We start from the raw sequence: 20266 nt of genomic DNA on the forward strand, positions 1-20266 counted from the left end.
CAGACGATCTCAAACCGTCAAAAACTCTCCCGCCAAACGCCCCGCAACCAATCTCTCAAAACCATCCGAACCATCCGGCCCTCAAGTCTCAATCTCGTCTGCGCTCCGTCTCAGCGGTGCCGGGTATCTAGTCCACACCGTTCAGCATGTCAACCCGTTTTTTTGAAGAAAATCACAAACTTAATCGCCGTTCTTTTCTCCACACATCAACAGAACAAAAGCCCCGTCAATGCGAAAAATCTACTCAAGCCAAGTATAAACCCAACCCTTTCAACCAACAACATGGACGCATCAACCTGCCGCTAGCAGCGTCGCCGCCATCGTTGTGGCGCCATATAGACCCCACTAAACAAAACTGTCAACGACCTTTCGTAAAAAATTCAGGATTTTTCTTTCCACAGCCAAGATGGTCCTTTTTAACCAGATTTCAACTGCGAAAAGATGGCGATTCGAGCGGTTGCGACGTTTCCGTGACGGTTGACATGACAATGGAACGAACAAGCATGAAGCCTATGCCTTATATTCTGGCAGTCGATGGCGGCGGCACAGGATGCCGGGCGTTGCTTGCCGACGGCAATGGCGATCCCGTAGGCCGAGGCGCAAGCGGTCCCGCCAATATCGGCGCCGCCCCGGCAACGGCTCTGGATAATGTCATGCGCGCGGCGGCACTGGCAGCGCACGACGCAGGACTGGATGTCTCTGTATTGAATGAGACCTGCGCCGTGCTTGGGCTCGCAGGCGCTAACTCACTTCCCGACACGGATCGCTTGGAACAGAGCTTCCCCTTCGCCAGGACGAAGATCGTTTCCGACGCTGTTACCGCCCTGCAAGGTGCGCTCGGTCCGGAAGACGGTGCTATCGTCATACTCGGCACCGGCTCTGCCTTCGTTAAAAGACAAGAAAGTGTATTCGAGATAGTGGGCGGGCGCGGCTTCATGCTGAGCGACCATGCAGGCGCCGCGCGTCTTGGCCGTGAACTGCTCGAGAAGGCGCTGCTGGCTCTGGACGGCATGGCCGCGCCTACGGCACTTACCGATGCCGTGCTGGCACGGTTCGGCGGTGAACTACGCCAGATCATCACCTTCTCGCGCACGGCAACGGCCGCTGACTATGCCACCTTCGCTCCCATCGTTTTCGACTATGCGCATAACGGCGATGCGCTTGGTCTTTCGATCCTGAAACACGCCTGTTCTTATATTGCCCTTGGTCTCGATCGCCTCGGCATAGAAACGCTTGGCCGGTTCAGTCTGACGGGAGGTCTCGCCTCGTCCTATGCGACGCTGCCATTTCTGCCGCATCATGAATGCTTTCAACCCGCGCTTGGCGATGCGTTACAGGGAGCATTGTCGCTTGCCTTGCTAGCGAACAGACGAGACTGACCGCCAGGGCATATCAAGACGCTGCGGCTATGAATGTGCGATGCTTTGGCCGCAAAAAGACTTGTCGCAGACCGGTTTACCCCCTAATTTCTTATATACAGGCGGTCGCAGACATTCAGCCTGATCTTGCGAAGCAACGTCAGTTCAAGCTGGCGGTGTGTTTGGTGTATTCTTTTCATGCATTTCCAGACGGAAACCGGTTTCCGCTCCCAGAGGAAATGCCCCACAGGGGTGGCATGCTGACTAAAAAAGGCAAGTATGGCCTGAAAGCCATGGTGCATCTGGCGGGCGTTACGGATGGGCAACTGGTTTCAGCCAGCGAGATCGCCGAAAAACACCATATACCGCGCAAGTTTCTCGATAATATCTTCACCGAGCTTCGCAATGCCGGTTTCGTTCTGAGCCGCAAGGGCAAAGGCGGCGGCTTCTGCCTGGCCCGTCCGGCCAACGAAATCGCCATCGGCAATATTATTCGCGCACTCGACGGCGCGCTTGCCCCCATCGCCTGCGCCAGCAAGACAGACTATCGCCCTTGCGACGATTGCGATGAGGACGAATGCGAGGTGCGCCACATGATGCTTGATGTACGCGAAGCGATAGCCAGCGTTCTGGATCATCGGACACTGGCTGACAGCAAGGCCATAGATATGGCCTCACTGTCTGAATAGGTCTCAGGCGGCGGCTGCCGACCAGTTGGGGAACGGATCTTTCAGCCCCGACCAGCGCTCGGGCACGAAGTCCTCTTCCTCAAGAAGACATTGATCCAGTTCACCGACAAGCGCGTCCTCCTGCATTGGATCGACACCTATGAAAACGATTTCCTGACGCCGGTCGCCCCAAACCTTATGGAAATATGGCTCCATGGCGCGCTGCCACTCCGGTTCTTCCGGCCAGTATTGCTTCGGCACGGATGACCACCAGCGCCCTCTTTTTCCCGTGCGCACCAACGCGCCCGCCTGACTGATTTCACCGACAAAATCCGGACGGGTTGCCAGCCAGAAAAAACCTTTTGCCCGCACGACACCCGGCCAGCCCTTGTCGATAAACGACTGGAACCTTTCTGGATCGAACGGACGCCGCGCCCGATAGACAAACGAGCGCACGCCATATTCCTCGGTCTCCGGCGTATGCGAGGCGAACCCGTGCAGCTCCTTGTACCAAAGCGGATGCTCATGCGCCTTGTTGAAGTCGAAGCGCTTTGTGTCCAGTATGGCTTCGAGCGGTACTTTGCCGAAATCCACCTCCTCAATGCGTGCATCGGGATTGAGCGAGCGTATGACCTTACAAGCCAGATCACGCTCTTCTTCAGAAGCGGTCGATATCTTGTTCAACACAACAACGTCGGCGAACTCGATCTGTTCGACCAGAAGATCGACAAGCGTGCGCTCGTCCCCCTCCCCAAGCGACTCACCACGATCGCGCAGAAAGTCACTCGACGCATAGTCCTTCAGCAGATTGGCGGCATCCACAACCGTCACCATCGTGTCGAGCCGTGCAACATCGGAAAGACTGCTGCCCTTCTCGTCACGAAACTCGAACGTGGCGGCGACCGGCAGCGGCTCGGCTATGCCGGTCGATTCGATGAGGAGATAATCAAAGCGCCCCTGAGCAGCCAGTTGCGAAACTTCCTTCAGCAGATCATCGCGCAATGTGCAGCAGATGCAGCCATTGGTCATTTCGACCAATTGTTCATCCGTGCGGGAGAGGTTGGCGCCGCCTTCACGAACCAGGGCAGCATCGATATTCACTTCGCTCATATCATTGACGATCACCGCGACGCGGCGGTTGTCGCGATTATTGAGCACGTGATTGAGCAGTGTTGTCTTCCCGGCCCCGAGGAAACCGGACAGGACCGTAACAGGCAGTCTCTTTCTCATGACTCCGTTCCTTGCTTGGAGCACAACCCGAAAAGTATGAAACGGCTTTCGGGTTGCGCGTTGAAACAAACAGTTAGAGCGTCGGCCTGATTGAAACGCGCTCTAAACCGGATGCGGTCAATCGTGATGGTGGTGATCGAGATTGAAGGTCAGCGTGGTGAAATAGCTGAGCTTGTCAGCTTCCTTTGAATCGGACAACGGCTTGGAATAACCCGCCCCAACAACATTGAGGCCAGCGTTGCGGATATTGATCCTGGCGATGCCCTCCGCGTCGGTCTTCACCGGTGCTGCATGGCTGTCATTGACATAATCCGCCGCAACCTCGACGCCTTCCACAGGTTTCCCGTCAAACAGGACCTGCACAGGAAGCTCATTGCCCGCCTTCAATATTGTCGGATCCATCAACGGAACGATTTCGAAAGGCATGCCTTGGGGCTCTGGTTTTTTGCGCAGATGGTCCAGAATCGCGACGGCAAACTTCTGGCTCTGGCTGGACTGCCTTGCGCCCGGAACTTCCGATTTCGGCTTGTTGACCCATTTGCCGTCAGGACCCTCAGCCCAGAAGCCATTGTCGAACGTGCCGCTGACCACGACTGCGTCCTTGGGTACGCGCAGCAGAGCATGATCTTCCTTTCGCACGATCTCGACGGCGACCTCCTTGCCGTCTACGTTCTTCGCCTTCACCGTCTTCAGCTTCTGCGGATCATAGGCTTCATCGCTTGCACCATGGCCATAAACGACAGCCTGTATTCCGTGGCGCTCGGCAATCCAGATACCGTGCGCACCCGCAATTGCGGGAGCAAGAAACGACAAAACGGCACTGGCGTGAAGCGCCTTCAAAAAGCTCGCCATCCTCTTCTCCTTTAATGTTATATCATTGCAGATATTGCGGTGAAAATAGGCGGTCAGAGCCGCCCATGAGCGTATCAAAATGAAAGAATCGGATTCCGGTCCGTTTCAATCAAATCAGGATCATTTCAAAGTGCCGGGCTGTCGGTACAATACAGCCCGGCACATTGCAGCCGCCTTCTGGGATGCGTTGGCACCCAGCAAACGACGGCGGCCGCCGCCGCTATTTCGACAGACAGCTTTTCAGCGAATCCGCCAGATTTCGGATAAGTTGCGGATAAAGATCAGGACCATCCTTCAATTCCGCGCCCAGAGGATCGAGAACACCGGTTTTGGCGTCCGTCCCGTCGATAACTGTATTCACAAGCTTCGGCTCGAACTGCGGCTCGGAAAACACGCAGGTTGCGCCAAGCGATTTGATCTTCTCGTGGATTTCCTTGATGCGCGCAGCGCCCGGTGCCTTTTCGGGGCTGACCGTGATCGATCCAGCCGCCGTCACACCGAAGCGATTTTCAAAATACTGGTAGGCGTCGTGGAAGACGATAAACGGCTTGCCCTTCACCGGCTCCAGTTCGCTGGCGATTTCCTTGGTCAGCGCGTCGATCTTCTCGCCATAGTTCTTGGCATTCTTTTCATATTGCGCGGCGTGTTTCGGGTCGCTTTCGCTCAGCGTCTTCGCAATATCCGCGGCCAGAACCTTGCCGTTCTGTGGGTCTAGCCAAAAATGCAGATCATATTCACCGTCACCATGGTGATGGTTATGCCCGTCTTCCGAAGCTTCGGTGGCGTGATCGTGGCCCTTCTTGTCATCATCCCCATGATCATGACCCTCGGCACCATGGTCGTGACCTTCATGTCCGTGGTCATGCGCTTCAAACGGGCCGCCTTCGCGGAACTTCAGCTTGGTCAGTCCGTCTGCCTCACCAAGCGCGACAATCTTCGCGCCATCGCCAAGCGTATCGATAGGCTTGTCAAGGAAGGTTTCCATGGACGGACCAGCCCAGAAAATCACCTTGGCATGTTCGATTGCTTCCGCATCAGAGGGCTTCAGGCTGTAGACATGTTCAGAACCAGCCCCCTGAACGATCAGTTTCGGCTCACCCACGCCCTGCATGACTGCGGAAACGATGGAATGGAGGGGCTTGATCGACACCACGACGCCGTCGCGTTCTGCGGCAAGCGAGACATTTGCCGTACCGGCCAGAAATGCTGAGGCGAGGAGAAGGGAGCGGAGATGTTTCATAGTCTCTCTCTTGTACGATTGGAGAAGGGCACCATATTCAATTGATATGTTATTTTATTACGTAAGTTGCGTTATGCTATAACGTCTGCCATAAGGTGAGGCAACCCCCATTCTGGAAAAATCACAGCGGCGGATGATCCGTGTGTGGGACAAGAACATACAGGCAGTGAAAGCCCCAAACAGATGAGCAGGAAGACCGCCCTCCCCGCCGAAAAGGCGCGGGAAACATTGATCGAACTGAAAGATGCTGGCGTCTATCGCGACGGGCGCTGGCTTGTGCGCAATGTCGACCTTGGAGTGGAACGCGGGGAGATCGTTACCCTGATCGGTCCGAATGGCGCGGGCAAGAGCACCGCCGCCAAAATGGCGCTGCGCATCCTGAAGCCCGACGAAGGCAGCGTGATCCATGCGCGAGGCCTGCGCATCGGCTATGTGCCGCAGAAGATCAATATCGACCGTACGCTGCCGCTTTCGGTTGAGCGCCTGATGACCCTGACAGGACCTCTGTCGCGCAAGGATATTGAGACGGCATTGGAAGTAGTGGGCATCCCACACCTTGCAAAGGCCGAGATTGCCAACCTGTCGGGCGGAGAATTCCAGCGGGCGCTGATGGCGCGCGCGCTTGCTCGCAAACCGGACCTTATGGTGCTGGATGAACCAGTGCAGGGCGTCGACTTCTCCGGCGAAGCCGCTCTCTACGAACTGATCGCGAAGCTGCGCGACGATACAGGCTGCGGCGTGCTCTTGATTTCGCACGACCTGCATCTCGTCATGGCGGCGACCGACCGCGTCATCTGCCTCAACGGTCATGTATGCTGTAGCGGGACGCCGCGCGATGTGACGGCAAGTCCTGAATATATGAGGCTTTTCGGCAGCCGGGCCGTCGGGCCTCTTGCCGTTTATGAGCATCGCCATGATCACACGCATCTGCCCGACGGGCGCGTGCTGCATGCCGACGGTTCCGTAACGGATCACTGCCACGCCGATGATGGCCATCATCATGAGCATGAACATGAACACGAACTCCATCATCACGAAGGGAGCGCGCCGCGTGCTTGACGATTTTTTCACTCGCGCCATCATCGCCGGTGTCGGACTGGCGCTAACGACAGGACCGCTCGGCTGCTTTATTGTCTGGCGGCGCATGGCCTATTTCGGCGACACCATGGCGCATTCCGCCCTGCTTGGCGTGGCGCTGGCGCTTGTTTTCGACATCAATCTGATGATCGGCGTGTTTGCCGTCGCCGTGGCGATTTCCGCCATTCTGCTGCTTTTGCAGCGTCGGCATACATTGTCGGCGGATTCGCTCCTCGGCATCCTGTCCCATGCCACGCTGTCGCTTGGTCTCGTCCTCATCGCCTTCATGACATGGGTGCGTGTCGACCTGATGTCGTTTCTGTTCGGCGATATTCTGGCCGTCTCGCGGATGGACATCGCCTTCATCTATGGCGGCGGCTTGCTTGTGCTCGCCGTTCTGGCCTGGCTATGGCGCCCTTTCCTCGCTGCCACTGTCAGCGAGGATATTGCCCGCGCCGAAGGCATGAGCCCGGCAGTGTCCCGCATTGTTTTCATGCTGCTGCTTGCCATTGTCATCGCAATTGCGATGAAGATCGTCGGTATTCTATTGATTACATCGCTGCTGATCATTCCGGCAGCGACAGCACGCCGCTTTTCCTCCACACCCGAGCAAATGGCCATTCTAGCCTCGCTGATCGGGGCCGCCGGGGTCATAGGCGGACTTTATGGTTCCATTCATTTCGACACGCCCTCCGGTCCATCGATTGTGGTCGCGGCGCTTGCCATTTTCATTCTGAGCCTGCTACCCCTACATAAAAGGGAACAGGCATCACCGAAACGGATCGCTGGACAATGAGCACCCATCATCATCACGCCTCTCAGGAGCTGACCCGCAATCAGACACTGGTTTTTGACGTCTTGTCCAAGGCTGAAGGACCGCTCAGCGCCTATACGATCCTCGACCAGTTGCGCGACGACGGTTTCCGCGCCCCGCTGCAGGTCTATCGCGCACTGGAAAAACTGCTCGACTACGGCCTCATTCATCGCCTCGAAAGCCTCAACGCCTTCGTTGCCTGCGCCCACCCGCAATGCCATCAGCAAGGGCTCGTGGCTTTCGCGATTTGCGAAAAATGCGGTCAGGTGACGGAATTCTCAGACGCAGCGATAGAGAATCTCGTCGGCGCATGGAGCCTTCAGAACGGTTTCAAATCGCGCAAGACGACACTGGAGCTGCGCGGCACCTGCGAAGCCTGCGGCGAGCACTAGAGTCGCACACCCAAAGTGGGAAACGCCTTCGCGGGAAAAAGATCATGCTCAAACAGACCACAACCTGTTCAAGGTAACCATGTCCGAAGGGTCCCCGGTTAAAAAGTAACGCATCCGCAATCGAAACCTGCTAGATTAGTCTAGGGAAACTGCGCATCGTGCTTTCTGAAAATCGTTTCCGATTTTCACGCCGATGCAGTGGGGAATAGCAGGTAAGATTTTGATATGGCACGTGTTAAGCCATCGCATGAACGTCGCAGAGAAGAGAGGCAGCGTACGAGGCTGCGCTCTGGTAAGATTGTGGGCCTCGACGGACGGTTTATCATTGAATGCCAGTTCAGCGATATCGCACCCCACGGCGCCAAGCTCCGAACTGTTGAAGTACCGACCCTGCCGGAGCGCTTCTGGCTGTTCGATGATTATTACGCCCGCGCGCTTCTGGCCCGGGTTGCCTGGCGCAATGGTCGCGAAATGGGTGTGGAACTTGTGTCTGACCCGGCGGTCACACCACTGGACGAAGAGCGTCTCGCCCAGCTTTCAGGCAAATATTATTCGCTGTGACTGACCGGCTGCGCGCTGGCCTGCTTTTCTGAAGACTGTTTGGCCGGAGCAGTCGGTGCAGGTGTTCCGCGCATATTCATGGCGCGGATTTCTTCCGCTGAAATATAGTTGAACTGCTCGACCAGAAGGTCCTTGATGACCGGCTCTGGAAACCGCGCGTTCAGATCTGTGATGATCGAGGCGCGCACATCCTCGAAGCTTACCTTCTCGACCTCTTTCGTATCCGAATAGCTGCCATAAAACTTGCGGAAGATTTCATCGCTGATGAAGAATTCGAGCGGCACGGTCAGCTTCTTGCGAATGTTCGAATCCACCGTATAGACAAGCTGCGTCACCACATAACCGGCGACATTGCCGTTCGAGATGATCGGAACACTCATCACATCCGTCTTGACGTAATCCACGCCGCCAAATCCACCGGCTGTAACCTGCGCCTCTCCCGAAGACGAAGTCTTCTGGCGGACCGCCATGAAAAGCGAACCGAAGGCGACGACGCAGATCCACAGACCGATGAGAACGATACGGATCATCGTGCTTGCCCGAGCCTCACGCTCTGCATGCTGTAGGTGCCGTCAGCGTCCTGCGTTTCCAGCGCACCACGAATGAGGTCCGCCAGCTCGCCCACGGCACGCAGATGCAGTTGCAGCGCTTCGCAATTCTTCTCCAGCTTCTGCTTCAACCCGTCGAGCAACGGCTGGAGCCGCTTCATCGTCGCCGGTTCGGCAACGCTGGCCGCTTTCTTGATCGCTTTGTTGAAGTCATACAGCCCGCGGCTCTTGCGGGAGTTGATTTCCGCCAGATCGGGATTGCCGCCTTCCAGCAGAAGGCGTGTTTCCGTATCGATGACATCCTCGAGGCGAAGGATAGCTCGCACGACCGGCTTCAATGTGGGGTTCTCGGCTGGCTCCTCTGCCAGCACCTGAGCCGGTTCGCTCGTGACAGTGACGATGTGCGAATCCTCTGGCGTCAGGCTGTTCTCAGAGCTTGTCTCTGTCATTTTGGGGTCCTCAAATATGAAGCATGGCGGGCGCTTGTCATTAAAGGCCGATAAGCCTCGCGCTATCCATTTCGCTGTTGTTGCGCGGTTCCGGTAGAACGGAGCGGTCAGAACCGCTCTACCTCTTTACTTTCAGGCATGTCTTTACCCCGAAACCGGGTCCCATTTTCGGGAGACATGCTCCAGTTGCTTTTGAATCAGCCTGCGTTCAAAGCCATGCACAATGCCCTTCGATACGCCGTTCTGGCTCACACTTCCTCCCAGATCGTCGACAACGTCTCCAAACGCCATCGTCGTCGGCGCGTCTGTCCGCCTGTTGCGCGCCGCCTGCTCCTCAAGCAGCCTGGCAATGCCGACACCGCCACTATCCGCCATCTTGTTTGCCATGGCTTCCGCCATCATGGACTTCCAGTATTCACCGGCAATCCCCTTCCCGAAGGTCGCGGGCGTGTCACTGGTGAACATTGACTGCACGAAGGATTGCAGCATGAAGGCTTCAAACTTGCGGTAGGCCGGATTGGCCACGTTCTGTACCTCCGGTCGCACGTTGACCCCAGCCGCAAGGCTGTCGGAAAAGCTGGCGAAGTTATCCCGCGTTAACCCATCACCGGCGGCAGACGCCATCATGGTCCCGGATGCGGATGGCGCTCTCAACCGTTCCGCCGCCATGCGATAGGCTTGCGGATCGGCTGCACGCGCCACGTCCATCACCAGATCTGACGGCGGGTTGATCGCCATGCACCACTCCTTGCTTCAGAGCGTGTTTCGATCTGATTGCATCAGATCGGCGCTCCAATGGTTAGCTCCGCCGCGCATCTTATCCAAAAGCCGCTTCGCGCTTTTGGGATGCGCTTTGTTACTTGCACCATAATGGGTCAAACTTGACTGAAACTTGTGCGTGCGTTCAGCCTCGATTTTGGGTCAATCAAGGTTTTGCGACCGGTTTGTCGTTTTCCGGCTAATAAATTCCTCGATCAGGCTGGAAAGTTCGCGCCGTTCGCGATCGCTTTCAGCATCCGTCAGACGGTTCTCCAGCAACCCAACACGTCTTTGTTCCTGCAAAAGTGCCTTGCGTTGCGATTCGAGCCGCTGCCCGAGCTGCTGTGATTCGGCGGCGTTGGTTCCAAGGCGCTTGATGAGCAGCGACGGGTCGATATTGAGCGCATCGCCATCATAGCGGCGATCCTGCATGGCGATGAGCGCCTCCCGCTCATCATCCAGCGCGTTCTTGCGTGCGTTGGCTGCGGCAAGAGCCTGCTCCAGCCGGGCGCTACCGAGCTTCTGCAGTTCAATCAGCTTCTTGAGATTACGCGGGTTTTTCATAGTCAGACTCAAAACAGCTCACGCAACTGCGTCGCGGTTTCGTTGGTGAAGAAGCGCAGGATTTCCGGCAGGATGAAATAGATTACCAGCAGCCCGCCCCCCAAAACGAATGGCATCGATACAAAGTAAACCGGTATGGCCGGCGTCAGCTTGTTGATCAGGCCAATGGCAAAATTGACGAGAATTGCAAAGACAATGAACGGTGCTGCAATGCGCAGCGTTGCAAGAAAGGCCGCCGAAAGAGCATCGGTGAAATCGATCATTGCCGCATCGGGGCGGAACTGCCCGTCAACCGGTATGGCCACATAGGAGTTGAGCAGCGCCCGGAAGATTTCCAGATGCATGTCGGTGATGAAGAACAGGAACAGGGCGCTAAAAGTGACGATAGTTGCAAGCGTTGCCTGCGGTTCGCTTTCCGTGATGGCATCGGCAGGAGAACCGGAATAACCGACAGACACGGCCATCGTGCTGGCCATGAATTGCAGCGCCCAGAAATAGATATGCGCCAGAATACCGATAATGGCCCCGACGAACATTTCGCTGGCCATCAGGCGAAACAGGGTCCATGGCTGCCCGGCATCGACAACGGTCACGATACGCTGCAGCACCAGCGGCAGAACCGCGAATGAACAGGCCAATGCGATGTAGAGCCTGACCTGCAACGGAATGCGCGCGCTCGAAAGTCCCGGCATCAGCATCAGGCACGCGCCGACGCGACAGAATGCCAGAATGGCAGCCAGAATGATTTCATTGAGCGGCAGTTGCGCGATCGGCACTTAGGCCCCTTTCCGCGTATGAAGCAATAACTACTCTCCTCTTCCTTCGAAACTGTTCCCTTCGTACTGAGCTACCCCCCTAAGCCCGGACAGAGGGTCATCGCCACCAGGTCCCCACCTCGCGGATGCGCACCCTGAACACTGTCACAAAGGCATCTCCAATCGGCACCCCACTCATCCTGAGGATGTGCCCTGAGCACAGCAAAGGGAACCGTCTCGAAGGAACAGAACGATCGAAGAACGCTGTTCTCCTACGAAATGGCCCCGAGCGACTTCACCTCCACGCCACGTGCGATTTCGACATGGGACAGGACAGGCAAGGTGGCGAACAGACGCTCGATAATCATGCGAATGTATGGTCGTGCTTCCGGCGAGGAAACCAGAACGAAACGCTCTCCATTGTCGAAATGCTTGCGAATTACGGTGGAAGCTTCCGTGCCGAACTGCTCCAGCAAGCGTGGATCGATGTCGAACTCGACGATTTCACCCTTGGCGTCTCGCTTGAGGCTCTGGTGAAAGACCAGATCCCAGCGATTGCCAAGACGCAGCACGTTCAACACGCCATTATCGGAAAGATCGCCGCAAATCTGCTGCGCCATACGCATACGGACATGTTCCACGATCATCTCCGGGCGGCGGACAAGCGGCGCGATCTCCGCAATCGCTTCAAGGATCAGATGCAGGTTACGGATGGAGATGCGTTCGGCAAGCAACAGCTTCAACACCGCCTGCAGGCCCGAATAGGAAATATGCGACGGGCAGATATCTTCCAGAAGCTTGCGATATTCGGAGCCGAGACGGTCCAGCAGAATGCGCATATCCTTGTAGGAAAGAAGCTGGGCCAGATTGTTGCGGACGATCTCGCTCAAATGCGTCAGCAACACAGAGAGATTATCAACTGTCATGTAGCCGTCGCGGCGCAGGTCCGATGCGAAGGTTTCCGGGACAGAATAAGCGCGCATACCGAAGGCCGGTTCACGCACTTCCTCGCCCGGAACGGCTGGTATCGGGCGGTCACCCAGCACGACGAGCGTTTCGCCGACACGCAACTCGTGGCTGGCGACAGCCGTGCCGTGAATCTTGATGCGGTAGCTTTTCGGCGGAAGCGCGATGTCGTCCGTGACCTTGATTTCGGGGATAACGAAACCGTATTCCTGTGCGAACTTGCGGCGCATCTTGTTGACTCGGTGCGCCAGTTCCTGCTGCGATGCGATCAGGCGGGCGGAAAGCTGCTTGCCGAGGCAAAGCTCGATCTGGTTGGTTTCCAGCGACGCCTTGACGGAATTGCGCTCCTGCTCTTCTGCCTCGCGCTGCTTCTTGTCGGCTTCCGTGGCTTCCGCCTCGCGCTGGCGCGCTTGTCGACGAGGCACGGCAATGCCGACGAAAGCCATTGCGCCACCCAGCATGAAGAATGGAAAAGCGGGCAAGCCCGGCATGATGCCAAGAACGAAGAGCAGCATTGCCGCCACCAGCAATGCTTTCGGATAGGCTCCCAACTGGCCGAAGATCGCCTGATCGGCAGAACCGCGTGTACCACCCTTCGACACCAGAAGACCGGCGGCGAGCGAGACGATCAGGGCCGGGATCTGCGTGACCAGACCATCGCCAACCGAAAGTTTGGTAAAGACATCGGCCGCTTGTGAAATATCCATGCCGTGGCGCGTGGCGCCGATGATAATGCCGCCAAAAATATTGACGGCGGTGATGATGAGACCTGCAATCGCGTCGCCGCGCACGAATTTCGACGCACCGTCCATGGAGCCGAAGAAGGAGCTTTCCTCTTCCAGCTCGCGACGGCGGCGCTGCGCTTCCTTTTCATCGATCAGGCCCGACGAAAGATCGGCATCGATGGCCATCTGCTTGCCGGGAATGGCGTCGAGGGTGAAGCGCGCGCCCACTTCCGCGATACGTGTCGCACCCTTGGTGATGACGAGGAAGTTGACGATGATGAGAATGCAGAAAACGACAAGGCCGATGACAAAATCACCGCCCATCACAAACTGCGAGAAGCCATGGATCACGTGACCGGCGGCGAGATAGCCTTCATTGCCGTGGGTAAGAATTACGCGCGTCGTCGCGATGTTCAGCGACAATCGCATCATGGTGGCGATGAGCAGCACCGTCGGAAAGGCGGAAAAGTCCAGCGGGCGTTGAATCCAGAGCGCTACCATCAGGATCAAGACAGAAAAGGCGATCGAGAACGCCAGGCCGATATCCAGCACGACAGCCGGAACGGGAAGGAAAAGCACCGTCAGGATGATGATGATGCCAACCGCCAGCCCCATATCGCTGCCGGTTAAAAATCCACTTTTCATAAAGGGTTTAGCCGCTGCCTGCTGCACATCCGTCTCCTGTTTCGGAACGGACCCTAGCTTGCGAAGCTTGCGCGAGGGCTGCGCGTCAGAAGCCCTTCTCGATTCGGGAGTAGACAAGCAGCGTGAAAGAGTTGATCTGTGCGCCGACAAAAGGCGCTGTCAAAGCCAGCACGACGAAAATGACGATGATCTTCGGCACGAAGGTCAAGGTCATTTCCTGAATCTGCGTCAGCGCCTGAAAAAGCGCGATGCCGATGCCTGCAAGCATGGCAGCAAGCACCGCCGGGCCGCTTGCCATAAGCACGGTCCAGATCGCAGAATTGACAATATCGAGTGCGTCGGCCTCGTTCACCGCATCAGTTCCTAGCTGATCTTGACGCCAGCGCCGATCATCAGCGTCTTCCCGTCCTCCAGTTCCGCCAGCATGCCGTTGGACTGAATGGTGACGGATTTGACGACGCCCGATATGCTGCCATCGGCGTTTGTCAGCGTGCGACCGATCCAGCCTTCGGCCTGCGTCAGCGACGTGTTGGCGATCAGTGTTTCGAGCTTGCTGTTCATCTGAACGGCTTGCTCGACATTGGAGAAGGTCGCAAGCTGCGAAACATACTGCGTCGCGTCCATTGGCTGGGTCGGATCCTGGTTCTGCATCTGGGTCACCAGAAGCTTCAGGAAGGAGTTGTAGTCGACGCTTGCCTTGTTGGCCGCAGAGCTGCTGTTGTTCGTTGAGCTGTTGTTCGTCGTGTTCGTGCCAACCGGCGGTGTCGTGGTCATGGGTTTGCCTCCACAGATTTCCGGGGTGCCGTTACGGGCAAAGCCGGGCTTTCATGGGCCATCAGTTCGGCCTCGCGTGGGTATTGCACGCGAATGGTCTTCAGCGCCTCGAAAACACGCCCGTTATGAACCAGTTCGTCAACCAGCTTCAGCGCATTCAGGATTTCCGCATCCTTGAACGTCGAGAACATGCCCTTCAGCATCTGCGCGAAAGTGGCATGGGCCTTTTCGCGCATGGCCGGTTCGATCAGCATCATCTGCGCCGCAAAATAAAGCTGGCGTAGCGGCGTTGTCGTGTCTTCCGGCTGGAGAACGTGGTTTTCGAGAAGAAAAGTTGCATCGTTCAGGAGCTCGAGCGAAACTTTGCGATCCGCTTTCAGCACCGCGCCGTTGATGAAGATTCTTTCGCCCGCACGCAGCGAAAGGCGAATGGCCGGCTTTCCGTTCGGGGTCATATCAAAGCCCGTCCCGGATCGACTGCGTGATCTCGATCAGCGTGGCGTAATCGTTGCTCTCGCCCTGGCGGATACGCTCGATTTCCTTCAGCACGAAAATACCGACGGAAATGATCGCGGCCTTCAGTTCCTTCGGCAGCACATTTTCCTCCGACCCCAGATCATCGATGATCGTGGTCCAGAGCTTCGTCGTGAAATAGGTCGCGTCGATCGCCTCTCGAGAGCCGCTACCGTTCGCCTTCGCCGCCTCGAGCATTGCGATGGAACGGTCGAACAATGCCCGTTCCCGTTCCTTGGCGCTCGCCATATCGTCATTCATGACATCTTCGTAGCGCATCTGATACATGGTGTCTCCGTCTATCAGTACCAGTTGGACGGGCTCGCATCATGCTGCGTCCGTCCTGATTTCATCTCAACTATCGGAGATAGTTGAGCAGGCTCATATTCTGCAGCTGAACCGTCAGCGAATAGGAAGTCTCGATCTGCGTCTTCAATGCGTTGACGCGTGTCGCCGCTTCGTAGGGATCGACCTCCTCAAGATTGAGTACGGACTGGTTCAGTATCTTCTGCTGCGCGGCGATGCGCGTTGTTGCAGCCTGCGTGCGCGATTGCGCCAGACCAAGCGTTGTCTGCTCCGACGTCGTTTCGGTGATCGCCGTCGTCGTGGTCTGCAACGCCTGTTCAGTCAAGGCTCCGAAAGCCGAGTTGTTGAGGCCGATGGTTGCAAATTCGGCCACCATGACCGCCGACATGATGGTCTTGCGGAAGCCATCTGCATTGGCGGAAATCGATGTATTTGCCGTTTCGGTCGGTGAAATCCGACTCTTGATGACTGTGTCCGAGGCATCCGACCAGTTTGCGGCCCAATTAGCGTCGTTGAACTCGTCGGCGAAATCGCCTTCCAGAAAGGCTCTCATCTCATCGCCGGTAATGTCCGCCACCTGCGGATCGTCGATGGCGAAGCCGAAATGCGTCTGAAACGCCTGACGCACCGCCGTCTGCGCGGCGCTGCCTTCGGTATAGTCGGCAACCGGCTTCACATCGGTGTTCACGCCGGCAAAGATATACTCGCCATTATAGCTGGTGTTAAGCAGGCCGGTGACGGAACTGAGAATGGATTTTGCCGATTTTGCCACCGTTGCAGCACTTTCAGCGGCATTGTTCGCGCCGGTCAAGTCGCCCAGAAAATTCTGCATGTCCTCTATGATCGTGCCTGTGGCAGTCTGCGTGGCATTCATGCGCTGCTGCACCAGCTTATTCATATCTGTGAGCACGCTCAGACGATCATATTCCTTGCGCAACGATATGGTCTGGCCGGATTTGGAGCCGAGCGACAAGCCGACATCGAATACGGTTCCCGTGGTGGCTTCCTGCTGCGCCTTCAACATTTCGGCCTTGTTCTTCGCCACAAGTGCCCGCAGGGCTGACGTTGCGCCATAGGTGGAAATCGATTGCGCTTTCATTGGCCTCACACCGCGTTGAGAAGATCGTCGAGCATTGCGCTGACCGTGGTCAGAACCCGGCTCGATGCCTGATAGGAATGTTCAAGATCCAGAAGCAGCGCCATTTCTGTGTCCATATTGACGCCGTTGGCGTTGGAAAGGGCTGCATCTGCCTGACCGGCAATCGTCGCATTATAGGAGAATTCGCTGTTGGCTTTCTGACGCTTGCCTTCGAGCCAGCTAATCGACGATGAACTGTAGTCTGTCAGGCTGGAACTCGTTGCCAGACCCGCGACCGAATTGAAGGCCATCGGTTCAGAAAATGCTTCGTTGAGCGCACGCAGGCGATCGCTGAAACCTGCGCCGCCTTCGTTATTGTATTTGTAGTCAGGTCCGTTCGCCCCACCATCCCGCAGAAGCAGCGGGCTGCCGCCTTCCGATGCAACGAAGGCCGAAGACACGTTGATAGTCCCTGCAATGCCAGCCGAGATACCCGTACCGGGAACATCGGGTGAGCCCGCCCAACCGAATAGTCCCGTCTTGTCCGCACCAACGCCAGTCTGGTCGCTTTCGGCGAACACCGTCACCAGGGTGCGCGCAATTTCGTCAAGCTGCATCTGGTATTGTGGGGCAATCTGGTCGCGCAATTGCAGCAATCCGCTCAATCGGCCCGTTCCATAAGGCTGGTCGAAGGTTTCGTGGTTGAGCGGCACGCCATCCACCAGCACCGCCTTGCCCGCAATACCCGGCGCCAGCACCGTCGATTGCTCGAAACTCACCTTGCGCGCCGTCGTCTCGAACAGCGTCACGCCGTTTTCAGCGAAAATGACCATGTCATTGTCGCCGCGCATCATCGTGGTAATACCGATCTCGCCAGAAAGCTGCTTCAGGAGCGAGTCACGCTGATCCATATAATCGGAGACATCGCGATTGGCGCGCGTGCCGCCGACGATCTCCTGATTGACCTTTTCAAACTTGGCAAGAAGATCATTGATGTTAGCAACGGAATCCGCGATTTCGCGGTCGGCGTCGTTACGAAGGGATTGAACCTGCTTGGTTCCGGCGTTGAGCGCATTGGCAAGCGATTGCGCCGTGGAAACAACACTGTCGCCAAGTGCGCTATTGGAAGGCGACGCCGCATAGGTCTGGAGCGCATCGCGCAGATCGCCGATCAGGGCCGAAGGCGAACCGGAATAATTGTCTGCCGAATAAAGCGAAGAAAGGCGGTCAAGCCCGCCTGCGAGAATGGAAGAAGAAGAGGCCGTGCTGTTTGACTGGATGAACTTGTTGAACAAAGCTTCATCCGCCGACCGGCTGATCCCCACGTAAAGGGAGCCGTAAGGCCCCGATACAAGAGACGCGGTGCGCCGGGAATAATCTGGATCATTGGCCCCCGCAATATTGCGAGAGACAACGGAGGTCTGCTTGGACGTTGCCGCAAGCGAACTTTTGGCCGTCAGAAGAGCAGAACTAAGCGACATCTTACCCCATCCTAGTAGTGTATTTCCAGTCGGGGCGTAAAGCAGCACGCCCCTTGGAAACACGGCTGAAACAACTGCCTGGAACAGGTCCCGTCATTCGTTTCAACGAAACTGCCCCACACGCCCGGTCCGCCGCCTGTTGCCCGAACGGACCGGATTTGCAGCAGTTCCGGGAAAGGCTTCTTCAGCCTGCCCGGAACTGCGCCAACTTATCTTTTCAGATTGACCAGCACGTCCATCAGTTCCGAGCCGGTCTGGAAGACTTTCGAATTGGCCGTATAACTACGCTGCGCCTCAATCATCTCGGTCAGTTCCTGCGCGATATCGGCATTGGATTCTTCCAATGTGCCGGACATGACCTTGCCCATGCCTTCGCTCTGCGGGAAACCGAGGCGGACATCGCCAGATTCCGCGCTGGGCAGGAACACGTTGCCGCTGACGACCGTCATGCGATCGGGACTTGCCACATTGGCGAGCGGAATGCGCGCCAGGACCTTCTGTGTGCCGTTCTCATAGATGGCGACGACCGAACCGTCATTGGCCACATCCACGCCCTTGACCGAAGATGGCGCCTGACCGTTAATCTGCGCCTGCGAGATTGTATAATCACCGGCACGCTGCGTGGATGCACCCAGATTGAGGTTGAGATTCTGGCCGCCATATGGGCCAAGATCGACCGCGATGCCACCGGCAGATGTCATATCGCCCGTCGTCGGATCGAACGTCAGCGTCGTCGGGCCGCCGACCACTGCATCATCGGCAGCGTTCTTGACCGTGACGCTCCATTCATCTGCGCCGGTTTTGGTGAAATAGACATCGAGCGTGATCTTCTCGCCCTTGTCATTATAGGAGATCAGCGACGTTTTGTGATTGAACTCGCCCGCTGCCGGAATCTGATCGGTAGACGGCAAATTAACCGTGAAATTACCCGAGGTACTCGCCTCCGGCGGAAGTGCGGCGCTGTTGACATTGATAATGTTCAAGCCTGCCATTGTCAGCGCGCCAGCGGGATCGTTCGGGCCTGCGCCCAGCAGATAATAGCCGGCTGAATTGACCAGATTGCCGTTCTTGTCGGGAACGAAGGAACCTGCGCGTGTCAGGAAGGTCGAGCCATCTGCTCCCTGCACAACAAAATAGCCGTTACCGTCGATGGCAAGGTCGGTCGTGGAGGAGGTGGAGCGAATGCCACCCTGATCAGAAATGCCGTAACGAACATTGGTCAGAACGCTGCCGGAATTATACTGGCCGCCAGTGCTGGGCAACACGAGCGACGAAAACTGGGTTTCCGCACGCTTGTAACCGACGGTGCTCGCATTCGCGATGTTGTCAGCAACCGCCGACAGGCGGTTCGCCTGCGCGTTCATTCCCGAAACACCGGTCCGCATCATACCGTAGAGGCTCATTGGCAGCTCCTGATTAGTTGTAGCAACCAGCTCGAAGACGGAAACTTTCAAGCTGTAGTTCTTAAAACCGAGCGGCGGAATCGGCACGGCGATCCACTCATCCGCGGCAAAGCTAACGGACCACGCTTGCGTGAAACTGTAGCCTCTGGATTTTCTACGCTTTTACTGGGGGACCGACGCGATTTCAGAAACTCGTAAAATGCTCGAAATCACAACACTGGAGGATGCAGCAATATCACTCGATATTGATGCAATAGCCAAGGAAGCGCTTGGAATCGATCGGATCGAAACCCATCTGCTCACGCAGCTTCTTGCGCAACTTGCTGATATGGCTTTCAACGACGTTCTCTTCGACTTCACTGTCGAAAATGCCATAGATCGCGCTGAAAATCTGCGCTTTGTTCAGGCGGCGACCACGATTGGCGATCAAATATTCCAGGATTCGGCGCTCGCGGCGCGGCAGCGGAAAATCAATGCCGTTGATCTGCGGATCGCGACCATCGGAGAATACACGTATCGGACCAAGCTCGGTGCCGCTGTCGTTGGAAGCGGCGGACGCGCCTGCGCGGCGACGAATTGCATTGATGCGCGCAAGAATCTCACGAACATGCACCGGCTTGCGAACGACGTCGTCAACCCCGGATTGAAATAATTCAAGCGTATGCTCCAATGACGGGCGATCGTTCACGGCGATCACAGGCGCTTTGCAGCGTTCACGAATTCGGGCCGGAAGCCGATGCTGATCAGCACATTCGCCGATCAGGAACGCCTCGACAGCCATGATATCCTGTTGTGGAACGCTCTCCACCCATTCATCGAAATCAGTAGGGGTAAAACCCGTTGTCGTGATGCCCTCGCGACCGAACCAGGAAGAGTATCCTTCAGTCACTATATCTCTGTCGTCTACGACAACAATCATCGGCCCGCCTTCCGAATCAATATGTTAGCCCAAGCATGTTAGCAATAACTGGGGGAAGGAATCAGCAACAATGGCAATTTATTGCCCGCAATAAATTGGGATCAATTTTAGTGTTTACTAATTTAAAGGGAATCGCGCTGATTGCAAAGCACCTACCTCTTTAGAGGTAAGAACCTTAACCAAATGTTA

General features: G+C 56.5%; 23 protein-coding genes. 6 read left to right on the plus strand and 17 right to left on the minus strand.

All coding sequences use genetic code 11. The features are described from left to right. Window positions 1-512: 512 nt before the first annotated feature. Together FJQ48_RS18275 and FJQ48_RS18280 are read left to right on the plus strand one after the other, a co-directional pair. The gene (locus FJQ48_RS18275; RefSeq protein WP_139976758.1) at window positions 513-1379 is read left to right on the plus strand and encodes a BadF/BadG/BcrA/BcrD ATPase family protein; all 867 of its coding nucleotides are present in this window, start codon (window positions 513-515) and stop codon (window positions 1377-1379) included. Window positions 1380-1615: 236 nt separating this feature from the next. Beyond that, on the plus strand, window positions 1616-2047 hold the full coding sequence (locus FJQ48_RS18280) for an Rrf2 family transcriptional regulator (protein ID WP_139976384.1): 432 nt from the start codon (window positions 1616-1618) through the stop codon (window positions 2045-2047). Window positions 2048-2050: 3 nt separating this feature from the next. On the opposite strand, the gene zigA is transcribed toward FJQ48_RS18280, so the two are convergent. The 3 genes from zigA to znuA all read right to left on the minus strand — a co-directional run bounded on the left by zigA (window position 2051) and on the right by znuA (window position 5348). After that, window positions 2051-3256 carry a zinc metallochaperone GTPase ZigA gene (zigA, locus tag FJQ48_RS18285; protein WP_139976385.1) on the minus strand — a complete coding sequence of 402 codons (1206 nt, stop codon included), beginning with the start codon at window positions 3254-3256 and terminating at the stop codon, window positions 2051-2053. A 117-nt stretch (window positions 3257-3373) separates the two neighbouring features. After that, window positions 3374-4108 carry a DUF4198 domain-containing protein gene (locus FJQ48_RS18290; RefSeq protein WP_139976386.1) on the minus strand — a complete coding sequence of 245 codons (735 nt, stop codon included), beginning with the start codon at window positions 4106-4108 and terminating at the stop codon, window positions 3374-3376. Window positions 4109-4328: 220 nt separating this feature from the next. Continuing rightward, the gene (gene znuA, locus FJQ48_RS18295) at window positions 4329-5348 is read right to left on the minus strand and encodes a zinc ABC transporter substrate-binding protein ZnuA (protein ID WP_139976387.1); all 1020 of its coding nucleotides are present in this window, start codon (window positions 5346-5348) and stop codon (window positions 4329-4331) included. A 183-nt stretch (window positions 5349-5531) separates the two neighbouring features. Between znuA and FJQ48_RS18300 the strand changes: the two genes are divergently transcribed. The 4 genes from FJQ48_RS18300 to FJQ48_RS18315 all read left to right on the plus strand — a co-directional run bounded on the left by FJQ48_RS18300 (window position 5532) and on the right by FJQ48_RS18315 (window position 8192). After that, window positions 5532-6407: a metal ABC transporter ATP-binding protein gene (locus FJQ48_RS18300; RefSeq protein WP_139976388.1), complete on the plus strand. Its 876-nt coding sequence runs from the start codon at window positions 5532-5534 to the stop codon at window positions 6405-6407. Continuing rightward, window positions 6361-7221, plus strand: coding sequence for a zinc ABC transporter permease subunit ZnuB (znuB, locus tag FJQ48_RS18305; protein ID WP_139976389.1), 861 nt, complete (start codon window positions 6361-6363; stop codon window positions 7219-7221). The genes FJQ48_RS18300 and znuB overlap by 47 nt, the downstream gene beginning before the upstream one ends. Then, window positions 7218-7631 carry a Fur family transcriptional regulator gene (locus tag FJQ48_RS18310; protein WP_139976390.1) on the plus strand — a complete coding sequence of 138 codons (414 nt, stop codon included), beginning with the start codon at window positions 7218-7220 and terminating at the stop codon, window positions 7629-7631. Before znuB ends, FJQ48_RS18310 begins: the two co-directional genes overlap by 4 nt. Before the next feature lie 225 nt (window positions 7632-7856). Beyond that, a complete protein-coding gene (locus FJQ48_RS18315) occupies window positions 7857-8192 on the plus strand; it encodes a PilZ domain-containing protein (RefSeq protein ID WP_139976391.1) in 336 nt (111 codons plus the stop codon). Here FJQ48_RS18315 and FJQ48_RS18320 read toward each other — a convergent pair. The 14 genes from FJQ48_RS18320 to FJQ48_RS18385 form a co-directional block, all read right to left on the minus strand. Beyond that, window positions 8180-8722, minus strand: coding sequence for a hypothetical protein (locus tag FJQ48_RS18320; RefSeq protein WP_139976392.1), 543 nt, complete (start codon window positions 8720-8722; stop codon window positions 8180-8182). The two genes, FJQ48_RS18315 and FJQ48_RS18320, sit on opposite strands and share 13 nt — an antisense overlap. After that, window positions 8719-9189: a flagellar protein FlgN gene (locus FJQ48_RS18325; RefSeq protein WP_139976393.1), complete on the minus strand. Its 471-nt coding sequence runs from the start codon at window positions 9187-9189 to the stop codon at window positions 8719-8721. Before FJQ48_RS18325 ends, FJQ48_RS18320 begins: the two co-directional genes overlap by 4 nt. Window positions 9190-9333: 144 nt before the next feature. Beyond that, a complete protein-coding gene (locus FJQ48_RS18330) occupies window positions 9334-9927 on the minus strand; it encodes a rod-binding protein (RefSeq protein WP_139976394.1) in 594 nt (197 codons plus the stop codon). 183 nt (window positions 9928-10110) lie between these two features. Then, window positions 10111-10512 (minus strand): hypothetical protein, encoded by a 402-nt coding sequence (locus tag FJQ48_RS18335; RefSeq protein WP_139976395.1) that lies wholly within the window; start codon window positions 10510-10512, stop codon window positions 10111-10113. A gap of 8 nt (window positions 10513-10520) precedes the next feature. Then, window positions 10521-11288: a flagellar biosynthetic protein FliR gene (gene fliR, locus FJQ48_RS18340; RefSeq protein WP_139976396.1), complete on the minus strand. Its 768-nt coding sequence runs from the start codon at window positions 11286-11288 to the stop codon at window positions 10521-10523. Between the two features lie 251 nt (window positions 11289-11539). After that, the gene (flhA, locus tag FJQ48_RS18345) at window positions 11540-13603 is read right to left on the minus strand and encodes a flagellar biosynthesis protein FlhA (protein ID WP_180350267.1); all 2064 of its coding nucleotides are present in this window, start codon (window positions 13601-13603) and stop codon (window positions 11540-11542) included. An 85-nt stretch (window positions 13604-13688) separates the two neighbouring features. After that, a complete protein-coding gene (gene fliQ, locus FJQ48_RS18350) occupies window positions 13689-13955 on the minus strand; it encodes a flagellar biosynthesis protein FliQ (RefSeq protein ID WP_139976398.1) in 267 nt (88 codons plus the stop codon). Window positions 13956-13966: 11 nt separating this feature from the next. After that, window positions 13967-14377, minus strand: coding sequence for a flagellar hook assembly protein FlgD (gene flgD / locus FJQ48_RS18355; RefSeq protein WP_139976399.1), 411 nt, complete (start codon window positions 14375-14377; stop codon window positions 13967-13969). Continuing rightward, a complete protein-coding gene (flbT, locus tag FJQ48_RS18360) occupies window positions 14374-14832 on the minus strand; it encodes a flagellar biosynthesis repressor FlbT (RefSeq protein ID WP_139976400.1) in 459 nt (152 codons plus the stop codon). Before flbT ends, flgD begins: the two co-directional genes overlap by 4 nt. A gap of 1 nt (window position 14833) precedes the next feature. Continuing rightward, window positions 14834-15178: a flagellar biosynthesis regulator FlaF gene (flaF, locus tag FJQ48_RS18365; RefSeq protein ID WP_010660748.1), complete on the minus strand. Its 345-nt coding sequence runs from the start codon at window positions 15176-15178 to the stop codon at window positions 14834-14836. A 70-nt stretch (window positions 15179-15248) separates the two neighbouring features. After that, window positions 15249-16295 (minus strand): flagellar hook-associated family protein, encoded by a 1047-nt coding sequence (locus tag FJQ48_RS18370; protein WP_139976401.1) that lies wholly within the window; start codon window positions 16293-16295, stop codon window positions 15249-15251. A 5-nt stretch (window positions 16296-16300) separates the two neighbouring features. Further along, window positions 16301-17755, minus strand: coding sequence for a flagellar hook-associated protein FlgK (gene flgK, locus FJQ48_RS18375; protein WP_139976402.1), 1455 nt, complete (start codon window positions 17753-17755; stop codon window positions 16301-16303). A gap of 209 nt (window positions 17756-17964) precedes the next feature. Then, entirely contained in the window at window positions 17965-19158 is a 1194-nt protein-coding gene (locus FJQ48_RS18380) for a flagellar hook protein FlgE (protein ID WP_139976403.1), read from the minus strand. Between the two features lie 235 nt (window positions 19159-19393). Beyond that, window positions 19394-20077 (minus strand): response regulator transcription factor, encoded by a 684-nt coding sequence (locus FJQ48_RS18385; RefSeq protein ID WP_010660744.1) that lies wholly within the window; start codon window positions 20075-20077, stop codon window positions 19394-19396. Window positions 20078-20266 lie beyond the last annotated feature (189 nt).

The organism is Ochrobactrum sp. CGA5, from assembly GCF_006345815.1.
GTDB lineage: Bacteria > Pseudomonadota > Alphaproteobacteria > Rhizobiales > Rhizobiaceae > Brucella.

Coding starts and splice junctions, on each gene's coding strand:
- FJQ48_RS18275 (WP_139976758.1), top strand. CDS start 513: ATGCCTTATATTCTGGCAGTCGATGGCGGCGGCACAGGATGCCGGGCG.
- FJQ48_RS18280 (WP_139976384.1), top strand. CDS start 1,616: ATGCTGACTAAAAAAGGCAAGTATGGCCTGAAAGCCATGGTGCATCTG.
- zigA (WP_139976385.1), bottom strand. CDS start 3,256: ATGAGAAAGAGACTGCCTGTTACGGTCCTGTCCGGTTTCCTCGGGGCC.
- FJQ48_RS18290 (WP_139976386.1), bottom strand. CDS start 4,108: ATGGCGAGCTTTTTGAAGGCGCTTCACGCCAGTGCCGTTTTGTCGTTT.
- znuA (WP_139976387.1), bottom strand. CDS start 5,348: ATGAAACATCTCCGCTCCCTTCTCCTCGCCTCAGCATTTCTGGCCGGT.
- FJQ48_RS18300 (WP_139976388.1), top strand. CDS start 5,532: ATGAGCAGGAAGACCGCCCTCCCCGCCGAAAAGGCGCGGGAAACATTG.
- znuB (WP_139976389.1), top strand. CDS start 6,361: ATGAACACGAACTCCATCATCACGAAGGGAGCGCGCCGCGTGCTTGAC.
- FJQ48_RS18310 (WP_139976390.1), top strand. CDS start 7,218: ATGAGCACCCATCATCATCACGCCTCTCAGGAGCTGACCCGCAATCAG.
- FJQ48_RS18315 (WP_139976391.1), top strand. CDS start 7,857: ATGGCACGTGTTAAGCCATCGCATGAACGTCGCAGAGAAGAGAGGCAG.
- FJQ48_RS18320 (WP_139976392.1), bottom strand. CDS start 8,722: ATGATCCGTATCGTTCTCATCGGTCTGTGGATCTGCGTCGTCGCCTTC.
- FJQ48_RS18325 (WP_139976393.1), bottom strand. CDS start 9,189: ATGACAGAGACAAGCTCTGAGAACAGCCTGACGCCAGAGGATTCGCAC.
- FJQ48_RS18330 (WP_139976394.1), bottom strand. CDS start 9,927: ATGGCGATCAACCCGCCGTCAGATCTGGTGATGGACGTGGCGCGTGCA.
- FJQ48_RS18335 (WP_139976395.1), bottom strand. CDS start 10,512: ATGAAAAACCCGCGTAATCTCAAGAAGCTGATTGAACTGCAGAAGCTC.
- flhA (WP_180350267.1), bottom strand. CDS start 13,603: ATGAAAAGTGGATTTTTAACCGGCAGCGATATGGGGCTGGCGGTTGGC.
- flgD (WP_139976399.1), bottom strand. CDS start 14,377: ATGACCACGACACCGCCGGTTGGCACGAACACGACGAACAACAGCTCA.
- flbT (WP_139976400.1), bottom strand. CDS start 14,832: ATGACCCCGAACGGAAAGCCGGCCATTCGCCTTTCGCTGCGTGCGGGC.
- flaF (WP_010660748.1), bottom strand. CDS start 15,178: ATGTATCAGATGCGCTACGAAGATGTCATGAATGACGATATGGCGAGC.
- FJQ48_RS18370 (WP_139976401.1), bottom strand. CDS start 16,295: ATGAAAGCGCAATCGATTTCCACCTATGGCGCAACGTCAGCCCTGCGG.
- flgK (WP_139976402.1), bottom strand. CDS start 17,755: ATGTCGCTTAGTTCTGCTCTTCTGACGGCCAAAAGTTCGCTTGCGGCA.
- FJQ48_RS18380 (WP_139976403.1), bottom strand. CDS start 19,158: ATGAGCCTCTACGGTATGATGCGGACCGGTGTTTCGGGAATGAACGCG.
- FJQ48_RS18385 (WP_010660744.1), bottom strand. CDS start 20,077: ATGATTGTTGTCGTAGACGACAGAGATATAGTGACTGAAGGATACTCT.